17 protein-coding genes, 1 tRNA gene and 1 pseudogene are annotated in these 18,967 nt (G+C 45.5%); 14 read left to right on the forward strand and 5 right to left on the reverse strand.

The window, feature by feature from the left end; all coding sequences use genetic code 11:
* The first annotated feature begins 11 nt into the window (after positions 1-11).
* Both MHH25_RS10145 and MHH25_RS10150 read left to right on the forward strand, forming a co-directional pair.
* A complete protein-coding gene (locus MHH25_RS10145) occupies positions 12-1,436 on the forward strand; it encodes a four-carbon acid sugar kinase family protein (protein WP_340019925.1) in 1,425 nt (474 codons plus the stop codon).
* Between the two features lie 92 nt (positions 1,437-1,528).
* On the forward strand, positions 1,529-2,887 hold the full coding sequence (locus MHH25_RS10150) for a GntP family permease (RefSeq protein WP_282322027.1): 1,359 nt from the start codon (positions 1,529-1,531) through the stop codon (positions 2,885-2,887).
* A gap of 91 nt (positions 2,888-2,978) precedes the next feature.
* On the opposite strand, the gene MHH25_RS10155 is transcribed toward MHH25_RS10150, so the two are convergent.
* On the reverse strand, positions 2,979-3,857 hold the full coding sequence (locus MHH25_RS10155) for an SDR family NAD(P)-dependent oxidoreductase (protein ID WP_340019926.1): 879 nt from the start codon (positions 3,855-3,857) through the stop codon (positions 2,979-2,981).
* A 172-nt stretch (positions 3,858-4,029) separates the two neighbouring features.
* Between MHH25_RS10155 and MHH25_RS10160 the strand changes: the two genes are divergently transcribed.
* The 6 genes from MHH25_RS10160 (at position 4,030) to MHH25_RS10185 (ending at position 11,568) form a co-directional block, all read left to right on the forward strand.
* Positions 4,030-4,464: a MerR family transcriptional regulator gene (locus MHH25_RS10160; RefSeq protein WP_338708922.1), complete on the forward strand. Its 435-nt coding sequence runs from the start codon at positions 4,030-4,032 to the stop codon at positions 4,462-4,464.
* A 244-nt stretch (positions 4,465-4,708) separates the two neighbouring features.
* Positions 4,709-7,312 (forward strand): hypothetical protein, encoded by a 2,604-nt coding sequence (locus MHH25_RS10165; protein ID WP_340019927.1) that lies wholly within the window; start codon positions 4,709-4,711, stop codon positions 7,310-7,312.
* Positions 7,296-7,979 (forward strand): DUF1266 domain-containing protein, encoded by a 684-nt coding sequence (locus MHH25_RS10170; RefSeq protein WP_340019928.1) that lies wholly within the window; start codon positions 7,296-7,298, stop codon positions 7,977-7,979. The genes MHH25_RS10165 and MHH25_RS10170 overlap by 17 nt, the downstream gene beginning before the upstream one ends.
* A gap of 4 nt (positions 7,980-7,983) precedes the next feature.
* A complete protein-coding gene (locus tag MHH25_RS10175) occupies positions 7,984-8,886 on the forward strand; it encodes a LysR family transcriptional regulator (RefSeq protein WP_017689438.1) in 903 nt (300 codons plus the stop codon).
* Between the two features lie 160 nt (positions 8,887-9,046).
* Positions 9,047-9,784 (forward strand): fused MFS/spermidine synthase, encoded by a 738-nt coding sequence (locus MHH25_RS10180; protein ID WP_340019929.1) that lies wholly within the window; start codon positions 9,047-9,049, stop codon positions 9,782-9,784.
* Positions 9,785-9,948: 164 nt separating this feature from the next.
* Positions 9,949-11,568, forward strand: coding sequence for a sensor domain-containing diguanylate cyclase (locus tag MHH25_RS10185; RefSeq protein WP_340019930.1), 1,620 nt, complete (start codon positions 9,949-9,951; stop codon positions 11,566-11,568).
* A 49-nt stretch (positions 11,569-11,617) separates the two neighbouring features.
* On the opposite strand, the gene MHH25_RS10190 is transcribed toward MHH25_RS10185, so the two are convergent.
* Together MHH25_RS10190 and MHH25_RS10195 are read right to left on the reverse strand one after the other, a co-directional pair.
* On the reverse strand, positions 11,618-11,980 hold the full coding sequence (locus MHH25_RS10190; protein ID WP_017689435.1) for a helix-turn-helix domain-containing protein: 363 nt from the start codon (positions 11,978-11,980) through the stop codon (positions 11,618-11,620).
* Positions 11,981-12,203: 223 nt separating this feature from the next.
* Positions 12,204-13,196 (reverse strand): Gfo/Idh/MocA family oxidoreductase, encoded by a 993-nt coding sequence (locus tag MHH25_RS10195; protein WP_340019931.1) that lies wholly within the window; start codon positions 13,194-13,196, stop codon positions 12,204-12,206.
* A gap of 226 nt (positions 13,197-13,422) precedes the next feature.
* Here MHH25_RS10195 and MHH25_RS10200 point away from each other — a divergent pair.
* A tRNA-Leu gene (locus MHH25_RS10200) sits at positions 13,423-13,506 on the forward strand.
* 106 nt (positions 13,507-13,612) lie between these two features.
* Here the strand turns inward: MHH25_RS10200 and MHH25_RS10205 are convergent.
* The gene (locus MHH25_RS10205) at positions 13,613-13,798 is read right to left on the reverse strand and encodes a hypothetical protein (protein ID WP_036609735.1); all 186 of its coding nucleotides are present in this window, start codon (positions 13,796-13,798) and stop codon (positions 13,613-13,615) included.
* A gap of 158 nt (positions 13,799-13,956) precedes the next feature.
* On the opposite strand from MHH25_RS10205, the gene MHH25_RS10210 reads away from it, so the two are divergent.
* Positions 13,957-15,111, forward strand: a complete 1,155-nt coding sequence (locus MHH25_RS10210) for a sn-glycerol-1-phosphate dehydrogenase (RefSeq protein WP_340019932.1) — start codon at positions 13,957-13,959, stop codon at positions 15,109-15,111.
* A 222-nt stretch (positions 15,112-15,333) separates the two neighbouring features.
* Here the strand turns inward: MHH25_RS10210 and MHH25_RS10215 are convergent, their stop codons facing one another.
* Positions 15,334-15,930 (reverse strand): helix-turn-helix transcriptional regulator, encoded by a 597-nt coding sequence (locus tag MHH25_RS10215; RefSeq protein WP_017689431.1) that lies wholly within the window; start codon positions 15,928-15,930, stop codon positions 15,334-15,336.
* Positions 15,931-16,378: 448 nt separating this feature from the next.
* Here MHH25_RS10215 and MHH25_RS10220 point away from each other — a divergent pair.
* From MHH25_RS10220 to MHH25_RS10235, 4 genes and pseudogenes are all read left to right on the forward strand, one after another.
* Positions 16,379-16,762 (forward strand): annotated as a pseudogene (locus MHH25_RS10220) (phage holin family protein); the annotation flags it as partial.
* A 285-nt stretch (positions 16,763-17,047) separates the two neighbouring features.
* Positions 17,048-17,335, forward strand: coding sequence for a Dabb family protein (locus MHH25_RS10225; protein ID WP_282322020.1), 288 nt, complete (start codon positions 17,048-17,050; stop codon positions 17,333-17,335).
* Between the two features lie 173 nt (positions 17,336-17,508).
* The gene (locus MHH25_RS10230; protein WP_076318399.1) at positions 17,509-17,970 is read left to right on the forward strand and encodes a HepT-like ribonuclease domain-containing protein; all 462 of its coding nucleotides are present in this window, start codon (positions 17,509-17,511) and stop codon (positions 17,968-17,970) included.
* 10 nt (positions 17,971-17,980) lie between these two features.
* Entirely contained in the window at positions 17,981-18,895 is a 915-nt protein-coding gene (locus tag MHH25_RS10235; protein ID WP_076249925.1) for a DUF4261 domain-containing protein, read from the forward strand.
* Positions 18,896-18,967: the final 72 nt, after the last annotated feature.

An 18,967-nucleotide genomic window follows, 5' to 3' on the forward strand; every position in this document is an offset into this window, starting at 1 on the left:
GGTGGAGAGACATGACCTATCAGACGTTATCGGATATCCCCGCAGCTCTTCGGACGGACAACTCTTCTGAAGGAGTGCGAGGACAGATTAAACAATTGCAGGACGCGAGGGCTCGCAAAATTATCGTGCTGGATGATGACCCAACCGGTGTACAGACGGTTCATGATATTGATGTGTTGACGCAGTGGGACAAGCCACTGTTGCAGGAGGCATTTCGATCCTCTGAATCGATATTCTATATTCTGACCAATACACGAGGGCTGGATGCAGATACAGCGGAACGTATTAATCGGGAGATTGCCCGCAATGTGCAAGAGGTTGCAGCAGAGGAAGGAACGAGTTTCACCTTTGTGAGTCGTAGTGACTCCATGCTACGTGGTTATTATCCGCTGGAGACGGATGTGCTAGCTGAAGAAGTGGCGCGTGTCAGCGGACGTGCATATGACGGACAACTGATCATTCCGGCCTTTTTCGAGGCAGGACGGGTTACGATAGGCAACACGCATTATATGGTTGAGGGCGAACAGTTGATTCCAGTTCATGAGACGGAATTTGCCAAGGATAAAGTATTTGGGTATGAGCATGGAGATCTGCCATCGTGGGTAGAGGAGAAGACTTCAGGCCGTATTAAGGCTAGTCGCTGCCTCACCATTTCACTGGAGGAAATCCGTCAAGGAGTCGATGTAGTCAAAGTGATTTTGCTGAAAGCCGAAGACAATGTACCGATTATCGTGAATGCGCTCTCTTATGCAGACATGGATGTACTTTCTCTGGCTTTGCTTCAAGCAGAGGATGAGGGGAAAGCTTTTATTTTTCGGACGGCGGCCTCCTTTGTCAAATCGTATGCAGGCATCTCGGATCAGGCATTTCTGCCGAAAGAGCAGCTGATCGCAAGCGGACAGGAACAACATGGCGGAATCGTTGTTGTTGGTTCCTATGTGCAGAAGACGACTCGTCAACTGGAACAACTGCTTACGTTTCCGGGCATCATCAGTCTGGAGATCGATGTGGAGCGTGTATTAACGCCGGATGGATATACGGAAGAAATTCGACGTGTGATTGGTGAAGCGAACAGACAGCTTGCGGAGGGCAACAATGTTGTTGTATACAGCAGCCGTAAGCTCATCACCGTAGAAGGACATGAGGGCAATTTCAAGATCAGTCAGACGGTATCATCCGCGTTGGTCGAGATTGTGCAATCTCTTGAAGTCGTACCGAAGTTCATTATTGCCAAAGGTGGCATTACATCCAGTGATGTGGCAACGAAAGGTCTGGCCATACGCAAAGCAAGGGTGCTCGGTCAAGTGGCTGCGGGCATTCCGGTATGGTTGACAGGGGAAGAAGCCAAATTCAGTGGTATCCCATATATCGTGTTTCCAGGGAATGTTGGCGGGGAACGTGCGCTACTGGAGACGGTAGAGAAGATCGAAGCTTAAGCTTAATACGAAGGTGCGCAGTGTTCAGGTCGTTTGGGCCAGTGTAATTCTGCGTGCTGACACAACATAACAACTTGGGGGAGGCTATTCGGATGTATTCCGTATTCGGTCTTAGTCATGATGCAAGTCTGCTGCTCTACGCACTGATATCCATTCTTGGATTGATTCTGTTAATTGCCAAATTTAAAATGAATCCATTTGTTGCCCTAATCGTGGGCGCTGTCTTTATGGGATTGATCTCGGGTATGCCGTTCACGGATATCGTGAAGTCTTATCAAGAAGGTGTTGCAAGCGTTCTCGGATTCATCGCGATTGTTCTGGGACTTGGAACGATGCTCGGGAAACTCATGGCCGAGTCTGGTGGGGCGGAACGAATAGCCCAGACACTCGTTCGTGTCTTCGGTGAGAAGAATGTACACTGGGCGATGATGGTTGTTGCACTGATCTGTGGTATTCCGGTATTTATCCAGGTTGGGATCGTGCTACTCTTCCCGCTGGTATTTGTTATTGCGAAGCATACAGGGACGTCGCTGATCAAAATCGGACTTTCACTTGTCGCGGGTCTTGCCGTGGTACACAGTCTGATTCCGCCTCATCCGGCGGCGATGCTCGCGGTAGGAATCTTCAATGCCGATGTTGGTAAAACAATATTCCTGGCTCTGATTGTATCCATTCCAGCCGCAGCAATTGCAGGTCCGCTCTATGGAACATGGATTTCCAAGCGGATCAAAGTCGAGACTTCAAGTGAGCTAATGGAACAGTTCACTGAGACCAAAGATCGGGAACTGCCTGGTTTCGGCATCACCCTCTTTACGATCTTGCTTCCGGTGATTCTGATGTTGCTCGCTACGATTGTGGATCTGATTTTACCAGAGACAAACGGATTCCGTCAGGTCGTTGATTTCATCGGTAGTCCGATTATTGCACTGCTGCTCGCTTTGCTCTTTTCCTTTTATTCTTTTGGATATGCACGTGGTTTCAGCAAACAGCAGATATTGAAATATACAAATGATTGCTTGGGCCCAGTTGCTTCCATTATCTTGCTGATCGGTGCAGGAGGCGGATTCAACCGTATCCTGACAGACAGCGGTGTAGGTGACGCGATAGCGGGTTTTGCACAAAGTGCGCATCTGTCGCCACTCGTGCTGGCCTTTGTTATTGCCGGATTGATTCGTGCGGCGGTAGGTTCAGCTACGGTTGCTATGACAACAGCGGCGGGCATTGTGGCTCCAATCGCTATGACGATGCCGGGGGTAAGTCCGGAGTTGCTGGTGCTCGCAACGGGAGCAGGTTCAATTATTTTGTCCCATGTGAATGATTCGGGATTCTGGATTGTCAAAGAGTATTTGAATCTGTCTGTGCCGCAGACACTTAAGACATGGACGGTCATGGAGACCATTCTCGGATTTGCCGCCTTTGGCATGGTGTTATTGTTGAGTGTCTTTATCTAACAAGGAAAAAAAACCATAAAGCCTATAAACCTAAAAACACGCCGCTATGGCGTGTTTTTTTGTTATGTTTACTGCTCACCATCCATCATGATTAAGATGGGGTGATTGTGGTCTTTCCAGACTGCGTTGTACGAAAACGCTGCTCGTAGATCTCGTTTACCCGCTTTAAAACAGCAGGGCCTTGCTCTGTGAAACGAAGCGCTACCGCTTTATTTTTAACCAGGAACGCACCGGATTCGTGTCTGGCTGGGGATAAGGCCGCATTGTAGAGCAACGAAGCGCCATGGCTTGGATGAGGAAAGAACCATTTCATGATAGGTTTGATATAGAAGGGCAGGCCGGATGTTTTGTTGCCCCTTAGCGTGTTATTTCCACCGGGATCTACGCTTAGTAATTGTATGCCATCCGCACTGGCAGACTTGGCAACCTCGCGTGTCCATAGGGATAAGCCGAGCTTCGAGGTGGCATAAGGACCAAACAGCTTTTTGAATTCGGCTGGACGTTCCAGGATGTTCATATCAAATTGTCTGACCATATTGAACGAGGTGGTGGAAGTATTAATAACTGTTTTCATCTGTCCTTTGAGTAATAGCTCAACTAATTCCATGTAGATGATGTAAGGGACTATCGTCTGAAGTTCAAAGTGCAGTTCATGCCCCTGATCAGAGAAACGAAGTTCGGCAGCGCTACCCCCGGCATTGTTAAACAAGACATCAATCGAATCGGTATCGGATTTAATCTGATCCAGTGCAGTTCTCAGACTGTCATAGTTGGTCAGGTTAGCCTGAACCCAACGGAGCTGGCCTGAACGTAAGGCGTTCTGAATATCGGTATCCTCGGATGGGAAAGCAGAACGGTTGAGACCGATTACCTGCCATCTCTCAGCGAGTAACCTGCGTGTCAGTTCAAGACCAATTCCTGACGTTGAACCTGTGATGAGAGCGGTGCGAAGCTGATTTTGTATATTCATATATACCTCCAGATAGAATGGGATTACAGAACGAATCTGTATGCTGCGCTCATTCTATAACTTGGAGTCGACTCCAAGTCAAGGGGTGTTGGGATGGAATGGATCATGCTTGACTTGGAGTCAGCTCCAAGTTGTAATATGGAGAGAAATGAATGTGGAGGAGGCCCATATGATGAGTGAGAATGAAGTGTTCTCCATTAAAGAAACGTCAGAACAGGCCGGATTATCAGAAGATACAATTCGTTATTATGAGAAGATTGGGCTGCTTCCCCGAGCGGAACGCAAGGCCAATCGCCATCGGGTATATCGCTCGGAGGATATCCATACGATGAAGTTGATCACTTGCCTGAAAAAAACAGGAATGTCTCTGGAGGAAATGAAGCCTTATTTACAAATGTCCATGGATTCCGATCTCGCCGATTTCCCGGATGAACGGGAGATGCTGGTGAATCACCGGAAGAAAGTTGAAGCACAGATTGCTTCGCTACAGCAGGTGGTTGATTTTATCGACGAGAAGTTGGAGAAACGAAGTATGTATCCTGATGAATGTCCTATTACCGGGGAGAACCAGATGTCTGTTTTTGAAAAACAGAGCCTATTCTCTTGATGGCACTGCTACCTATTTGAATCCGAAAACCCACGTCATGATGACGCGGGTCTTTTTGCTGTTTCTAGTATTTAATATCGAGTGTATGACGAAGTCGTTTGATATCGCTTTTTACGAAGAGGGTTGTCTGAAAAGAAGCATACTGAAGAAGGGATATGATATATTAATGAGCGATGTTACACTTTTTTGATAGCAACTACATCTGTAGGTTGAGAAGAATCCTAGATAAGAGAGGAACGACAGCATGGATTACTGGGGAATACTTGGTATAGAGCCTACTAAAGATTTAAATGCGATTAGACGGGCTTATTCATTACGGTTAAAACATAATCATCCAGAAGAGAATCCCGAAGGGTTCAAGGAGCTTAGAGCAGCTTACGAGCAAGCTGGAAAAATAGCATCAACAGGATCGATCCAACCGATAAATGTTGATTTTGATGATGATCGTACACACCACTTCACGGAAGATACGCAGGTTTTAGCTCAAGGTATACATATCGAAGACTTACATATAGCTCCTCCTAAGCGGGAAGATCCGCTACGTGAAGTTGTAAATCATTTTCTGGAGAGAACGATCAGACTGTATGAAGATTTTGACTCACGCATTCGTTACGATCTATGGGTGAACCTTGTGGAGGATGAGCAATTCTGGAGCATTCAGGTTCGGGAAAGACTACACATCGAATTGTTAGATGTTTTGGCAGAAAGAAGCTGGCTGCCTAGTATGGTATGGAAATTATTAGATGATACGTTTGGCTGGATGGACAATGAACAGGAGTTAAGCGAGCGATTTTCTTACTCGTTTCTAAGTCACATTCGTTACCAAAGTCAAAGTCTATATGATTTGCAGCTTGAATTTTTACACCAAGCGGCAGCAGATGGTTTGGAGATCGACGATTATTTATATTTTCGTGAATTCGCAAGACGTGCACTCATTCATCAAGACTTGGACACAGCGCACGAGATGTTGGGCAAAGCTTACGCAATGTATGAACAAGACCCTGTGTTACTGCGCTTGATTGCGGTATATTCGATGAATGTTGAGGATTGGGAGACTGCACTCCACATGTATTCCAGGCTTGCAACTATACTACAAAATGAGCCTCAAATTTTCCGTCACTTGGCAGACGTGTTACTGAAGTGTGGACATGCTGAAGAAGCGTTATCCATCAACATGCAGTTGTCGGATGCAACTGAAGCAGTGATCTATAGTCCTGCTTTATCATCTGCAGCGCAGTGTCTGATCCAGTTGGGTAGAAAAAATGAGGTCATAGCCTTATATAAGGCGGCGTTAGAACGATTCCCAGCGGACTTGGAACTGCGAACTCGTCTATGGCATGTACGCAATGAATATGAGCAAGAACGCATCACGATTTTGGAAGAGGAGTTTCAAAATAACATCCAACCTGGAACAGAACAGATCGAGGAACTGATCGAGCTTTACCGTATAAGGAAAAGATCAGACAAGGTAATATCCATGATTGAAGGATTTGGATCAGAAGTACTGTTAAGCAGGAAAGCGTGGTTTTCGGCTGGTCAAACCGTATATGATGTAGATCGAAAACTTGCTTTACAGTACCTTAATCAGTCTGTCGCAATGTCCACAGAAGAAGCCTTTGTTCATCAAGAGGCTTTGTACTTACGCATAAAAGTCAATTATGATCTTGATCATGATGAGGCAGTAATATCAGACGGTCTTATTGTGAAAGAATACATGTCAGAAGAGCCGGGAGTCTATTTTTATCTCGGTGAAGCCTATCGAGCGCTGGAACAATATGAACAGGCTACCTTGAATTATTTACAGGCAAAAACATTAAATGGTGGCGCAGGCTATGAATTTGGATTAGCTTTCAGTTACTATCATTTAGAACAGTATGATAAGGCTATAACTTGCTTTGAGACTTATATGAATGAAGGTAATGAAAGTGCTGATCTCTATCACTACCTTGGCATATCGTATATGAATGTAGATCGATTCGAGGATGCTGTTCAGTGTTTCCAAGCTTGTTTACGTATCGAGAGTTATCCGAGCACGCTATATCATCTATTTACAACCTACAGAAGACAAGCCAAGATTGATCTTACGTTGTCTACCATTGAACAATATTTGGAGACTGGGGACACTGCGTATCAAGATGAAGCTCTTGGTGCAGCAGCGGATCTCCATTTTGCTAGAAAGAACTGGAGCACTGCCCATGATTTCTTCTTAGTGCTCCATAAAAAGATACCGGAGGTTTCTTTATTAACAAAAATGATTGCTGTCTGCCTGCTTGCGGATCGTAAGTTTGAGGAGGCAACAAAATGGATTTTGAAGATTCAGGATCACGAACCTAATAATCCGTGGGCGCTTTTACAAATGATTCGCATCTTTGCCGAACTCAAGCAGTGGGATGAGTTGGACAGCGCTATGGTGCATTATTATAAAACAGTAGAACCTGCCAAGATTGATGGTTACAGCTATTATTATGGGGGCTTACATCTATATCAGGCACGTAAATACGATGTCGCTTGCAAAATGTTGACCCGGGCTTACGAGTTTGGTTTGCGGGGGGATACATGCAGTTTACTGAGTTTATCCTATATGCATCTTGGTCAAGGAGAGCCGGCACTTGTGTATGCCAGAGAGGCTGTGGCAGACCGACCTGATCATCCGGATTACCTTGCACGTCTGCAGGATATGGAAGAGCGTCTGAGTCGACGGGGAGCCTGGTTCAATAAGCTGAAGTTCAATATATTCCAGATGGGGTTGAAACAAACCGTACCACTTCAATTCCCTGATCTATTGAATGATGAAGAGCTCAGACCGTATTATAACGTGGAGGTATTCAACGATGCATTCTTTGCTTGATACAAGACAGCAGTGGACACTGGCAGCGGGAGCCATTTTACTTGAGGCAAATGCTTTGGAATTTGCCACAGGGTATGATATTGAACGATTGGATGGGAAAAGGGAAGGCATCATTGAGATGTTTGGTCGGACATGGAGTATTCGGGACGAGCAGTCATTTCATCAGCAAATGGAAAGTTTTCGAGAAGGAAGCGGGCACCATGATAAATTTGATCAACACAGGGCGTTATTGTCCGTAATGACTCATCAGGAGCAGGAAAACTACATCCTTGGTTTGGAGGAAGAGACGCTCAGAACTCAATTGAGGGTCATCCAGCTCTATGACAGTCGCCTGAATGCGGCAAGCATCAGCGCCTGGGACTGGGGAAGAGCCATATCAATTACACGGATGGCGATGCAGGTCGGTTATGTAGATGAGAAGACGGCATGGACGTTTATGTATGAAATGGCGCAGCGAATTCAAAAGGCGTATTCAAGTTGGACGGAATTCGGGCTTGCCTACCTTATAGGACGTCAGTATTGGCATGAAGAATTGGAGACGGAGTCAGCCCTGGAGCACTTTTCGCTTGTAGAGCATTTGTTCGAGCGGGCAGACAGTCCATGGAATGTACTTCCGTGGGAAGAAGCAACCGTTGGTCTGCCTGTTGAACCAGAAAGAGAGGAATAGTGCAGTGACATTACAACAACTAAAATATGTGATCGAAGTTGCCACGCGCGGTTCCATGAATGAAGCAGCCAAAAGGTTGTTTATCTCGCAACCCAGCCTTTCGAATGCCATTCGGGATCTGGAGCAGGAGTTGCGAATTACTATTTTTGAACGTACCAATAAGGGAATATCTCTGTCTAAAGAAGGCGTTGAGTTTCTGAGTTATGCACGTCAGGTGGTAGAACAAGCTGAATTGCTGGAGAATCGTTATTTGAACGCCAAGCCATCCCCGCAGCACTTCTCTGTATCGACGCAGCATTATGCGTTTGCAGTGAATGCCTTTGTTCGTCTGGTACAGCAGTATGGTCAGGATGAATACGAGTTGGCGCTTCGGGAGACAAAGACCTACGAGATTATTCAGGACGTGAAAAGCCTGCGTAGTGAAATTGGCATTTTGTATTTGAATGAGTTCAATGCCAAGGTGATTAACAAATTGTTAAAAGATGCGGGGTTGGTTTTCACGAGTTTGTTCACAGCCAAGCCCCATATCTTTATCAGTGTGAAGAACCCGCTGGCGAAGCAGGAGTCGGTTGCAATCGAGCAACTGCAGGATTATCCGTACTTGTCATTTGATCAGGGAGAGTACAATTCCTTTCACTTTTCCGAAGAGATCCTAAGTACGTTATCTCACCCCAAAAGCATACAGGTCAATGACCGCGCAACATTGTTTAACCTGTTGATTGGTCTGAATGGTTATACGATCTCTACAGGTGTACTTAGCGCTGATCTGAACGGAGACGAGATCATTCCTGTACCGCTGGAATGTGAGGAATCCATTAATGTAGGGTGGATAAGCCACAAGAGCACTTCTCTCTCTAATCTGGGTGTGGCATATGTCCAGGCTCTGCATGAGGCCATAGGGTCTTAGAAGTGTTAAATAGTTCATCAAAAGGCCGTTTCCGAATGAGTCGGAACGGTTTTTTTGTTGTACTATGATCTTTCAAGTATAGGGTGGTATGTTGTCATCCCGTGTAATAGAATGAAGGTATATGTCGAATGTGTGCAAGAGATCGAAGGGAGAACGGTTAGTGAGAGTTCTGTATCGGAATAAAAGTGAACAGCATGAGCTGACGGTATATGATACCAAAAAGCTTTATGGAGAGAAGGGCCAGTTTCGTGTATTAGAATTCTCCAATGCAGCTGTGCAGGGAGCCATGGATCTGGATGAGCCTAACCGGATGGTGTTGGAGTATCCGAGAGCGATGGTGCATCTAATGGAACGGAATGATCCTGAGTTTGATACCGTATTTGTGGTGGGACATGGTATTGGCACATTGTCAACCTACTTGTCTGATCGTCAGGTAAAGGTGGCTGAGCTTGACGCAGAGGTCGTGGAGTTGAGCCAGACCTTTTTTGGATATGAGGGAAGCCCTGTGCTCATTGGGGATGGTCGTGAATTATTAGGTCAGGAACCCGCTGCGACATATGATTATATTATTATTGATGCCTTTACGGCAACGGGTACACCCGAGCAGTTTATATCCAGTGATTTTTTTGCCATGGTCAAGGACAAGCTGGACTCGGACGGAGCTGTGATCCTTAATGTGTTCGGGCGTGCGGGCAACGATCGGCTTGTCAATGCGATCTATACGACACTTCAGGCACAGTTTGCCTATACACGTGCATTCGCATTACCTACAGAAACAGCGGATGAAGTTCAAAATCGCATTTTAATGGGTAGTCATCACCCGATCGAATTTCAGGTTCGTCAGATGGCAGGGTTTGTTGAACAAGAGCCAGAAGAAGGATATATCATTGTCGATTAGGGCGATTCTGAACAGTGATTCTTCCAGGGAAAGTAAAATGTCATTAAATCGTCAATCTTACGATGTAATTGTTAAGATTTCTCAGTCTCTTTATTTGATCTTAACAACTTTCGTATAAGATAGAAGGAATATGCTTTTTCATGAAAATCCGGGGGAAGTAAACGATGATTGCACAGATCAAGAGATCTAGAAGATTACGAAGAAAAATAAAAAACATCAAGAAGATCAGCCTCACGGCTTTACTCGGCGGGTTGGTCACTATTTCAGTTATAATGACATTGACCCTCATGGTCATCTCATCTTATACATCTCAGAAACAGTCACTCATTGATAACACCCTGTCCTTAAACTATGCAAGCGCTGTGCAAATGAGTCAAACGCTGGATTCGCTTTTTTATTCCATGCAAGAGAGCTTGAAATATGCAGCCAATTATTTCCCGGATATGGATCACTCCAATACAAAAGAGTTGAATTCCACATTGGATTTGGTTCGCAATAGCAGTAATTTTTTCAATTCCGTTTCTTTGGTAAATAAAGCTGGGGTAGTCAGGTCAACCTCACCTTACTCAGAGGCTAGTGTAGGTCACCATGTTAGTTCCAATGCAGCAAAAGAAGCGGTTAAATTGAGAACTTCGTATATCTCCGAAGCGTACCAGACACCCAGAACCAAACGCAGAATTGTATTTGTCAGTGAACCGATCTTTGATTCTGCAGGGGATTACCAAGGAACAATCGGTGGAAATATCTTTTTGCAGGAAAATAATATATTGAGTCTGTCTTTTGGCAGTCAGCTCAAGACAAGTAATGGGTCCTACTTTTTTATTGTGGATAAGAAGGGCACTTTGTTATTTCACCCAAACACCAACCGAATTGGTGAAAATGTCAGTAAAAATGAAGTGGTGCAAAAGCTGCTAGTAAACAAGCACGGTAAAGAACAATACAAAAACCTGGCAGGTGTGGATTCGCTTGCAGGTTATTACAAAGTTCCATCAACAGATTGGGGCGTCGTAATCGTGTCTCCAACCCAAACGGTGTACGATCAGTTGAATCATCATATCCGTATGTTGTTACTGTACACCTCAGTGCCTTTCCTGATCCTGACCCTTATTGTGGTTCGGGTTGCACGCAAGCTGGCCAGTCCTTTTGCTATGCTGGCTGATTTGGTGAATCAGGTCGATAAGGGACAAGTAGAACTGCCTGTGATGAAACCTCACTGGAATAGAGAGGCAGACCTTCTAACAAGAGCAGTTGTTGGCGCATTGGCGAACTTTAGGAAACAGACAAACCAGCTTGTCTATGATGCCAGAACAGATGTTTTAACAGGCATGAACAATCGCAGAACCTTCGAAGAAGTCATTCAGGAATGGATTCAGGATGAGGTGCCATTCTCCATTATTGTTCTGGATATCGACCGCTTCAAGTCCATTAATGATACATTCGGGCATCATGCTGGGGATGAAGTATTAAAACACATTGCCAATATCATTCAATTGTCTGTTCGACCAGAAGATGTCTGCGCCAGGTTTGGTGGAGAGGAATTTGTAGTCTTGTTAAGAAATTCCGAGTCTAACGTCGCTTTTGAGATTGCTGAACGTATCCGAATAACGGTCGAAGAAAGCGTATTGCCTATAGATCGTTCCGTGACCATCTCGGCTGGAATTGCTGAATATCCGAAGCACTCCACAACATCCACAGAACTGTTTCACTTGGCGGATAATGCACTGTATCAAGCGAAGGAAGAGGGACGTAACCGTACGGTTACGATCCAATCGGTTATTAAATAAGCGAGCAAAGAACTGTTCCCTAAAAACCAGGGACAGCTTCTTTTGTGTACTATACCTCTTGTGAGGATCTGGCCAGAACCTCATTTGTATACGTTTCTCCCCAATCTCGCATGCTGAAGATAATCGGCCTTAACGTTTCACCGAATGGTGTGAGGGAATACTCCACTTTAGGTGGGATCTGGGGGTATATTTCACGATGAACAATTCCGCTACCTTCCAACTCTCGAAGTTGCAGGGTGAGCATACGCTGGGTGATGTCAGGAAACAATTTTCGGATCTCGTTAAATCTCAAAGGACCGGAGAATAAATGATACAAAATGGCACCTTTCCATTTGCCTCCGATCACACTGAGGGTAACTTCCACGGAACAGCCGTATGGCGCGGGACATAGCTTGGTTGCGTCCTTTTTCATTATAAGTACACCTCCACTTTACGGTGATTTTCTATAGTATCTATTTGGGTGGTTATATTACATAACGTACGTATAGTTCATGAAAGAGCATATCACTTATGATGCGGATTATAAACCCTAATTATAGTCGAAGGCAGATGTGCTGATGTCTATAATATAAAAAAGAGCCCCGGTTTCAGGCTCTTCGCTGGAAGTATAAAATATGATGATGAGCGTATATACGCTACTTCAGTGACGATAGAATGGAGTCACATAGAGCCATTGTTGCAATATTATCCCTGGCGCTGGAATGTGGGACAGTCTGATTCTGGCAACACGCGATGAAGTGCGCCATTTCACCAACAAACCCGCGTAGATAAAGGTCACGATAAGCTCCTGACATGGGAGATCCGGAAGGTGTATACACAGTATCTTGCTCCTCGAGAGATTTCCAGGGAAGGCTGGTCGAGCTTCGGGATTGATGAACAGTAAGTGTGTTGATCTCTTCAGCTGACGCAAATCCGTTGTCAAAGGTGACGAGTACACTTTCACTCTCCCGTGACCAAGCACTCATGCCAGTAAAATAAGCGCTGCCTACTACGTTATTCTCAAATACAAGGGAAATGCTTTGATTAATGTGTTCCCCGTCCTTCACGGTTGTGCCTGTAACTCGTATTGCTTCTCCGAATAAGTAACGCATCAGATCGACCATATGAATGGCAGCGAGCTTCATGAACTGTTCCTCATCCTTGCAAAATGGGGTACTGTCTACAGCGAATTTCATCTGGAATGAACGTACATTACCTAGCGAACCACTATCAATGATCTCCTTCAGCTTCATGTATATGGGGGCATAACGTTTCATAAAACCAACCATGACAACGACGCCAGCCTGCTCGGCAGCTTCTGCTACAGTGGCGGCTTCCGCTGCGTTCCATCCGAGCGGCTTATCCACGTATACATTCTTGCCAGCCCGAATGCATTCGAGAACAAGGGCGGTCTGATCTACAGGCTGGGCGACCACAACGACACCGTCACAAGTTTCCTGCTGTAACATAAGCTGAGCGTTATCATACGCTTGTCCGTTGCTGCCAAATCGCAGCAGAGCTGCTTCAGAGCGTTCCATACTGCGTGTGGCAATGGCCTGGATCTGCGCTCCGGCTTCAACAACAGAAGGGTAAATATTCGTGGATGCATGAAACCCTGCACCGATAAAGCACAGATGGGTTGTTTTCAAGGTGGATCTCTCCTTCATTTTTGCATTCGTATGGATGGTATATTTGTTGTTTAATGCTACGATAGGGTGTTAGAAGTTGAGAAAAAAGGACATATGTCCTATTCTTGAATGAGTAAAAAAAGAAGTTGCATTTTTATTTTGGAGCATGTATACTCTGAATTACGGTAAAACAAGGAATTGTTTCACCGGAACGCTTTTCATCGATGGATGAGGAGATACATATTATGCGGTCGTGGCGGAATTGGCAGACGCGCACGGTTCAGGTCCGTGTGGGCTAACCCCCGTGGAGGTTCGAGTCCTCTCGACCGCATCTAACAAAAAAAGGTTCGTGAGTTGCTCTAGGGCAATTCACGAACCTTTTTTTATTTTGTGGATCATTCGTGTGAAGCCTACATTTTGCTACCAGCATGCTAATGCTAATGTTGCCGCTGGCGCAGAATGACTGCCGTGATGATCCCGGCAATGGCTCCTGCAATACCAAATAGCGTTACACTGGCAACCACTTCAACCGACTGGAGACGAAACAAAAAAGCGATACCGCTGCCAAAAGTGGTTCCAGCGAGAAATCCGAGCGAAATTCCTAATTCTTTCGTTAATTTCATTGCTTCACCTACTTGGAAATGTGAGATATGGATTTGCAAATATTGGGTACAGGCAGTAAAGTGTGATCAGGAAAATCATCACATTTTATTTCCTTTTTTATCTTGTGGTTTTAACCCGTTAATTATGCATGATATCTCATATGGGAGGGTAAGAGCGAATGAATATGAACGAACGAATTGCAGCATGGAATGAGGAAGCACAGCAGTGTGCTTGCGGTCATCAACACCGAGTGGTGGATATGCTGATACATCTGGAAGCTGGGGCCATTCAGAGGTTACCGGGTTATTTGTCTGAGCAAGGATATCGTCAGGTGACGGTTGTTTATGATCGACATACGTTTCGGGCCGCCGGATCTGATGTGCTGAGTAGTATTCGCGAAGCGGGAATGCATGTGGATGAGATCGCTCTTCCGGAGAATCGCACGGGGGATATCATTGCGGATGAAGCAGCTATTGTGCAGGTTATGTTGGGTGTGAGACTCGAAAGTCAGGCTGTAATTGCGGTGGGTTCAGGTACCATTCATGATCTGGTGAGATTTGTTTGTTCCAAAATGAATAAGCCCTTTCTGTCGATACCGACAGCGGCTTCAGTAGATGGCTTTACCTCTGCGGGTGCACCCTTAATTGTAAGCGGAATCAAACAGACATTTCAGGCTGTTCCGCCTGAAGCCATTTTTGCCGATATGAATATCCTGGAGCAAGCTCCCCAAGTGATGACGGCTGCCGGATTCGGAGATATGCTTGGCAAATATACTTCCCTTGCAGATTGGATTGTTTCTCGTGATCTGGGCGGGGAACCGTTCTGTCCGGTTGCTTATCGGATGACAGAAGAAGCGCTGAATACCTGCATAGATCATGTACAAGCGATTGCGGAGGGGCGAGCAGAGGGAGTAGCTGTATTAATGGACGCACTAATTGTTTCCGGTATCTCCATGCTGATCATTGACCATTCCCGTCCGGCATCCGGAGGTGAGCATCATCTGTCCCATATTTTGGAGATGGATCTGATGCAAGCGGGAGAAAGGCCGGTTCTGCATGGTGCCAAAGTTGGCGTAGCTTGTGCATTGCTTACGGTGAAATATAAAGAACTTGCACAGACATCGGGTGAACCGGTGTTTGGGATATATGACCAATTGCCGGAGGCTACTCAGCTCATCGCATGGTTGGAACAAGTAGGTGGACCTGTGACTACTGAGCAACTTGGTGTAACCCCGGAGATGGTGGAACATGCATTCAACACAGCGCATACGCTTCGTCCTCGATATACCGGATTGAGATATATCAATGAAGTGTTAAACACGAGTTTAGGATGACCTTTTAGAGAGAATGATCATGATGAAATGCATAAACTTCACTTGTAGCGGGCTGTGATGGCTCTCCTTGGGAGCAAAAGACGAAAAAGGGTAGGTTATCTGACATTTCTGCTGGAATAGCCAGAACAGTGCTTCAAGTCCGAGAGAGAAGGCATGCATTTATTTTAAAAAAGGCTCTGGCCTCCCTATGGGGAGATCAGAGCCTTTTGGCTGTTCGCTTATTTAGTTGTTGCGACGATCTTTCAAGATGACATCTGCGAACAAAATAGTTTTCGGGATACGGAAAAATTGCTCCGCTTGTTCCTGAAATGCAGCAGAAGGCAGTGTTCCCTGATGCAGCCATTTGCGGAAAGTGCCGGGATGAACCCCGATCCAGTGGCTGACATCTGTCACCGACAGATCATGGACCATACACAAGCCTGTCAAAATACGGTTACTAACCGGAGAACGGGTCACCGTACGCTTCATGAAGCGAGATGACTCGGGTTGACATATGACAGGGCTATTACGCACAACTTCTTCATTGAAGAGAATATGACGCGGGTAGCCGAGTAATTGGCAAGTCTTGTCCAAATTGGTACTGCCGGGTATCCGTCCTTCATATACCCACGCACTGACACTGCGTGAAGAGATGGAGAGGTCTTCAGCAAGCTGGGACAACTTGATATCATTGGCCATCAGCACGGCAAGAAGAACACGATTGCGGATTTGACAGCGTGTCGGTTTTCGGAATCGTTTAACACGGACGCCTTTTCCCAAGTATTTACGGTTGATCAGAGACCACGCCTGGATGGAATGTTGTTCTGGTTGATTAGGCATATTTCCTCCGATTTTTTTTAACCAAATACTACAATAAACAACGGGGTACTTTCAAGTGCCGGGATTACCGGTTACAAATGCGTCAATGCGTCAATTCACGATAAAGAGGGAACTACGAACTAGACCATGCGCAATTCACATCCTAGTATATTCCTAGATTACAATGTTTCACTAAAAATGAGGGGAGAAATTGGACAGGAATAAAAATAATATAGTTCTAATTACTTATTACTAGGTCTAAAGAACTTTTATCTGTTTTTTGTTGATATGATGCGGTTTATTTCCCTGAATTCCCCAAAAGCATGTGATTTTCGTTCCCCTGTTGTGAAGAGGATGTGCACAAATCTGAAATGATAAATCCGCATGTTCAGCATGACATGTGACCTGTCAAATCTCTTACTTTTACATATATTGTATGATACTCAAGTGTAAAGGAGAGGTGAGGAACGTGCATCTATCTGTGAATACCTTTGCTGTCATCTCGGGAGCATTTGTTACGTTTGCTTTTGGCGGATGGGATCAATTGCTGAGCCTGCTCGCGGTCGCGATGGCTGTGGATTATATAACAGGTTTGGCAGCGGCGGTAAGAACAGGTACCGGCTTGAATAGCAACATTGGATTCTGGGGGATTGCCCGCAAAGGGCTCATGCTGACCGTTGTTTTGCTTGCTCATCGAATTGATCTGATCATGGGAACCGATTTTATCAAAGGCGGAGCTATTTATTTCTATCTGGTGAATGAACTCATTTCGATTACCGAGAATTATGCCAAAATCGGTCTTCCATTGCCTGCAAAGCTCAGACAGGCCATTGCAGTGTTGAAGAAACAGGAGGATCAGGAGGATCTGACGAATCGTGAATGGTCCAAACCGCAGCAAACCCCGGACAACATCAAACAGCAGGCTGAAACAGGACAAACTTTGCAGGATGACTCCGAGAAACAGACGGAGGATGGATCGCAAAAGAAATCCGAATCGAAAGGAAACGGTTCGGATTAGTTTTTCTTATCAAGAGAACGTTTCCAAGTATCCTTTCGTAATAGAGAACGTTATGATATATTTTGGATACATGAAAATTCATTCATTTCTACTATTATATTAAACGAGGTGTTTGTCCAGATGATAAAACATATTGTCCTGTTCAAAATGAAAGATCGCTCAGCAGAAAGTATTGAAGCTGCAGCTCAGGTGCTTCGCAATCTGGAAGGTAAAATTGATGTCCTGGTTTCACTTGAAATCGGGATTGATGTGCTTCGCTCGGATAGATCGTTCGACATTTCACTCACAGCTGAGTTTGCGTCACTGGAGGATCTCCAGGCGTATCAGGTACACCCGCTTCATCAGGAAGTTATCAAGTACATGAACGAAGTCAGAGAACAGTCAATTGCAGTGGACTACGAAATCTGATCTATCATTCAAACTACGTTGAGATAAAGGGGACTCTGCATGAGCGATTTAAGAGACGTTATGGAATTTCTATATATTTTTGTTGTGTTTCTAATCGCTTGTCCTGTGATGATATTCTGGCTTAAGCGAAGAGGGAAACGGAACCGATAACTCACTGAACGGGAAGTGAACGAATGTATTATGTGAACAGAGAACAGATTGCCCGCCGGCTTGCTGCTGTACCGGAAGTAGCTGAAGGGCTCCGCGGGGCAGCAGAAGCTTGGGATGGGAGTCTCATGCTGGGTATGGTACAGGAACGTTGTCTTCACCTGGCGATCGAGATTGTTACCGATGTGGGAAGTTATCTGATCGACGGCTTCATCATGAGAGATGCAAGCAGCTATGATGATATTATTCAGATTAATTATGAAGAAAAGGTTTTTGATAATCCGACCTATGAGATCTTGCGTCAGCTTGTCACGTTACGCAAGCCACTGGTGCAGGATTATTACACTTGGGAGCGGTCTGAGCTCCATCCGCTTAGCGTAGAGTTGCCGAGTATACTTGAACATTTTACTACTCAGGTTAGCGCCTACGTGGAAAAAGAACTTGGTCCTTTCAATACGGCACAAGCCGAGGGACAGCGTAAGGAATGAGGGAAATCGCATGACAAATGAATCAAAAGAATTCAATGAAGTAAATACTGAAAGTAACGAAACAAATGAAACACCTTCCGGATTCCATCCGGTGTATATGGTTGAACTTTTGTTCCGGGAACGTCCAGAGGTGGATCGCCTGCGTTTGCAAGAAGCTATGATCCGTCATACAGGACAAGTCCGACTGGATGTGAAACAAGAGAGCGGAGGGCAAAAGCATGAGATGCTTGTCTTCTATCATCTGGACCACAAGGTATCCTTCCAGGAAGGGGATATCCCTGCTCAGACTTGTATGCTTCCTGTGAATGAAATCGCAGATCGTGCTCGCTTTGGCGGTGCTCTGCAACAAGCATGGCATTGGCCGGATGCAGGACAAGCTGTGGAAGCTGCGCGTTACTCCATTCGGATACATGATATGTTCACGGCTGCCATGCCTCGTAAACAGCGCCTGGAGCTGTTTCAGAAGACTGTACTGGCAATCATGGAGAGTGTGACCTGTGACGCGCTGTATTGGTATGGCAGTGATAAGCTGGTTGAACCGGAAGCATACACGCAAGCTCAGGAACGTGAGGAACATCTGTATGCAGCCATGAACGTTCGAATGTATCAAGCCGGAGGTACAGAGGAACAGCGCGGGTTGGTCATGGATACCGTGGGATTATCTGCGCTGGGTGTACCTGATGTCCAGTGTCACTTCGTTGGTCTTGATCCCGATACGGTGGCTCAGACCTTACTGGGTGCAGCATATTACATATTTGATCAGGGGGATGTTCTGCAAGATGGACAGACACTGGGTTCTTCAGGTGGACGTCGCTGGCGTTGTGAACATCAGGCAGCATTGATTGCACCTGGACGATATGTGATTGATTTGGACCCGGGGGATGAGCATGCCGCGGCTGATCTCGAGCCGGCTCGTCAGAACTGAGTTTAAGCCGTCATTTGCATCCATTCAAAAAGGGCGTTCAGATTATTTTTAACATCTGGAGTGTCAAGTCAA

This window comes from Paenibacillus sp. FSL H3-0457, from assembly GCF_037981725.1.
Lineage (GTDB): Bacteria > Bacillota > Bacilli > Paenibacillales > Paenibacillaceae > Paenibacillus > Paenibacillus amylolyticus.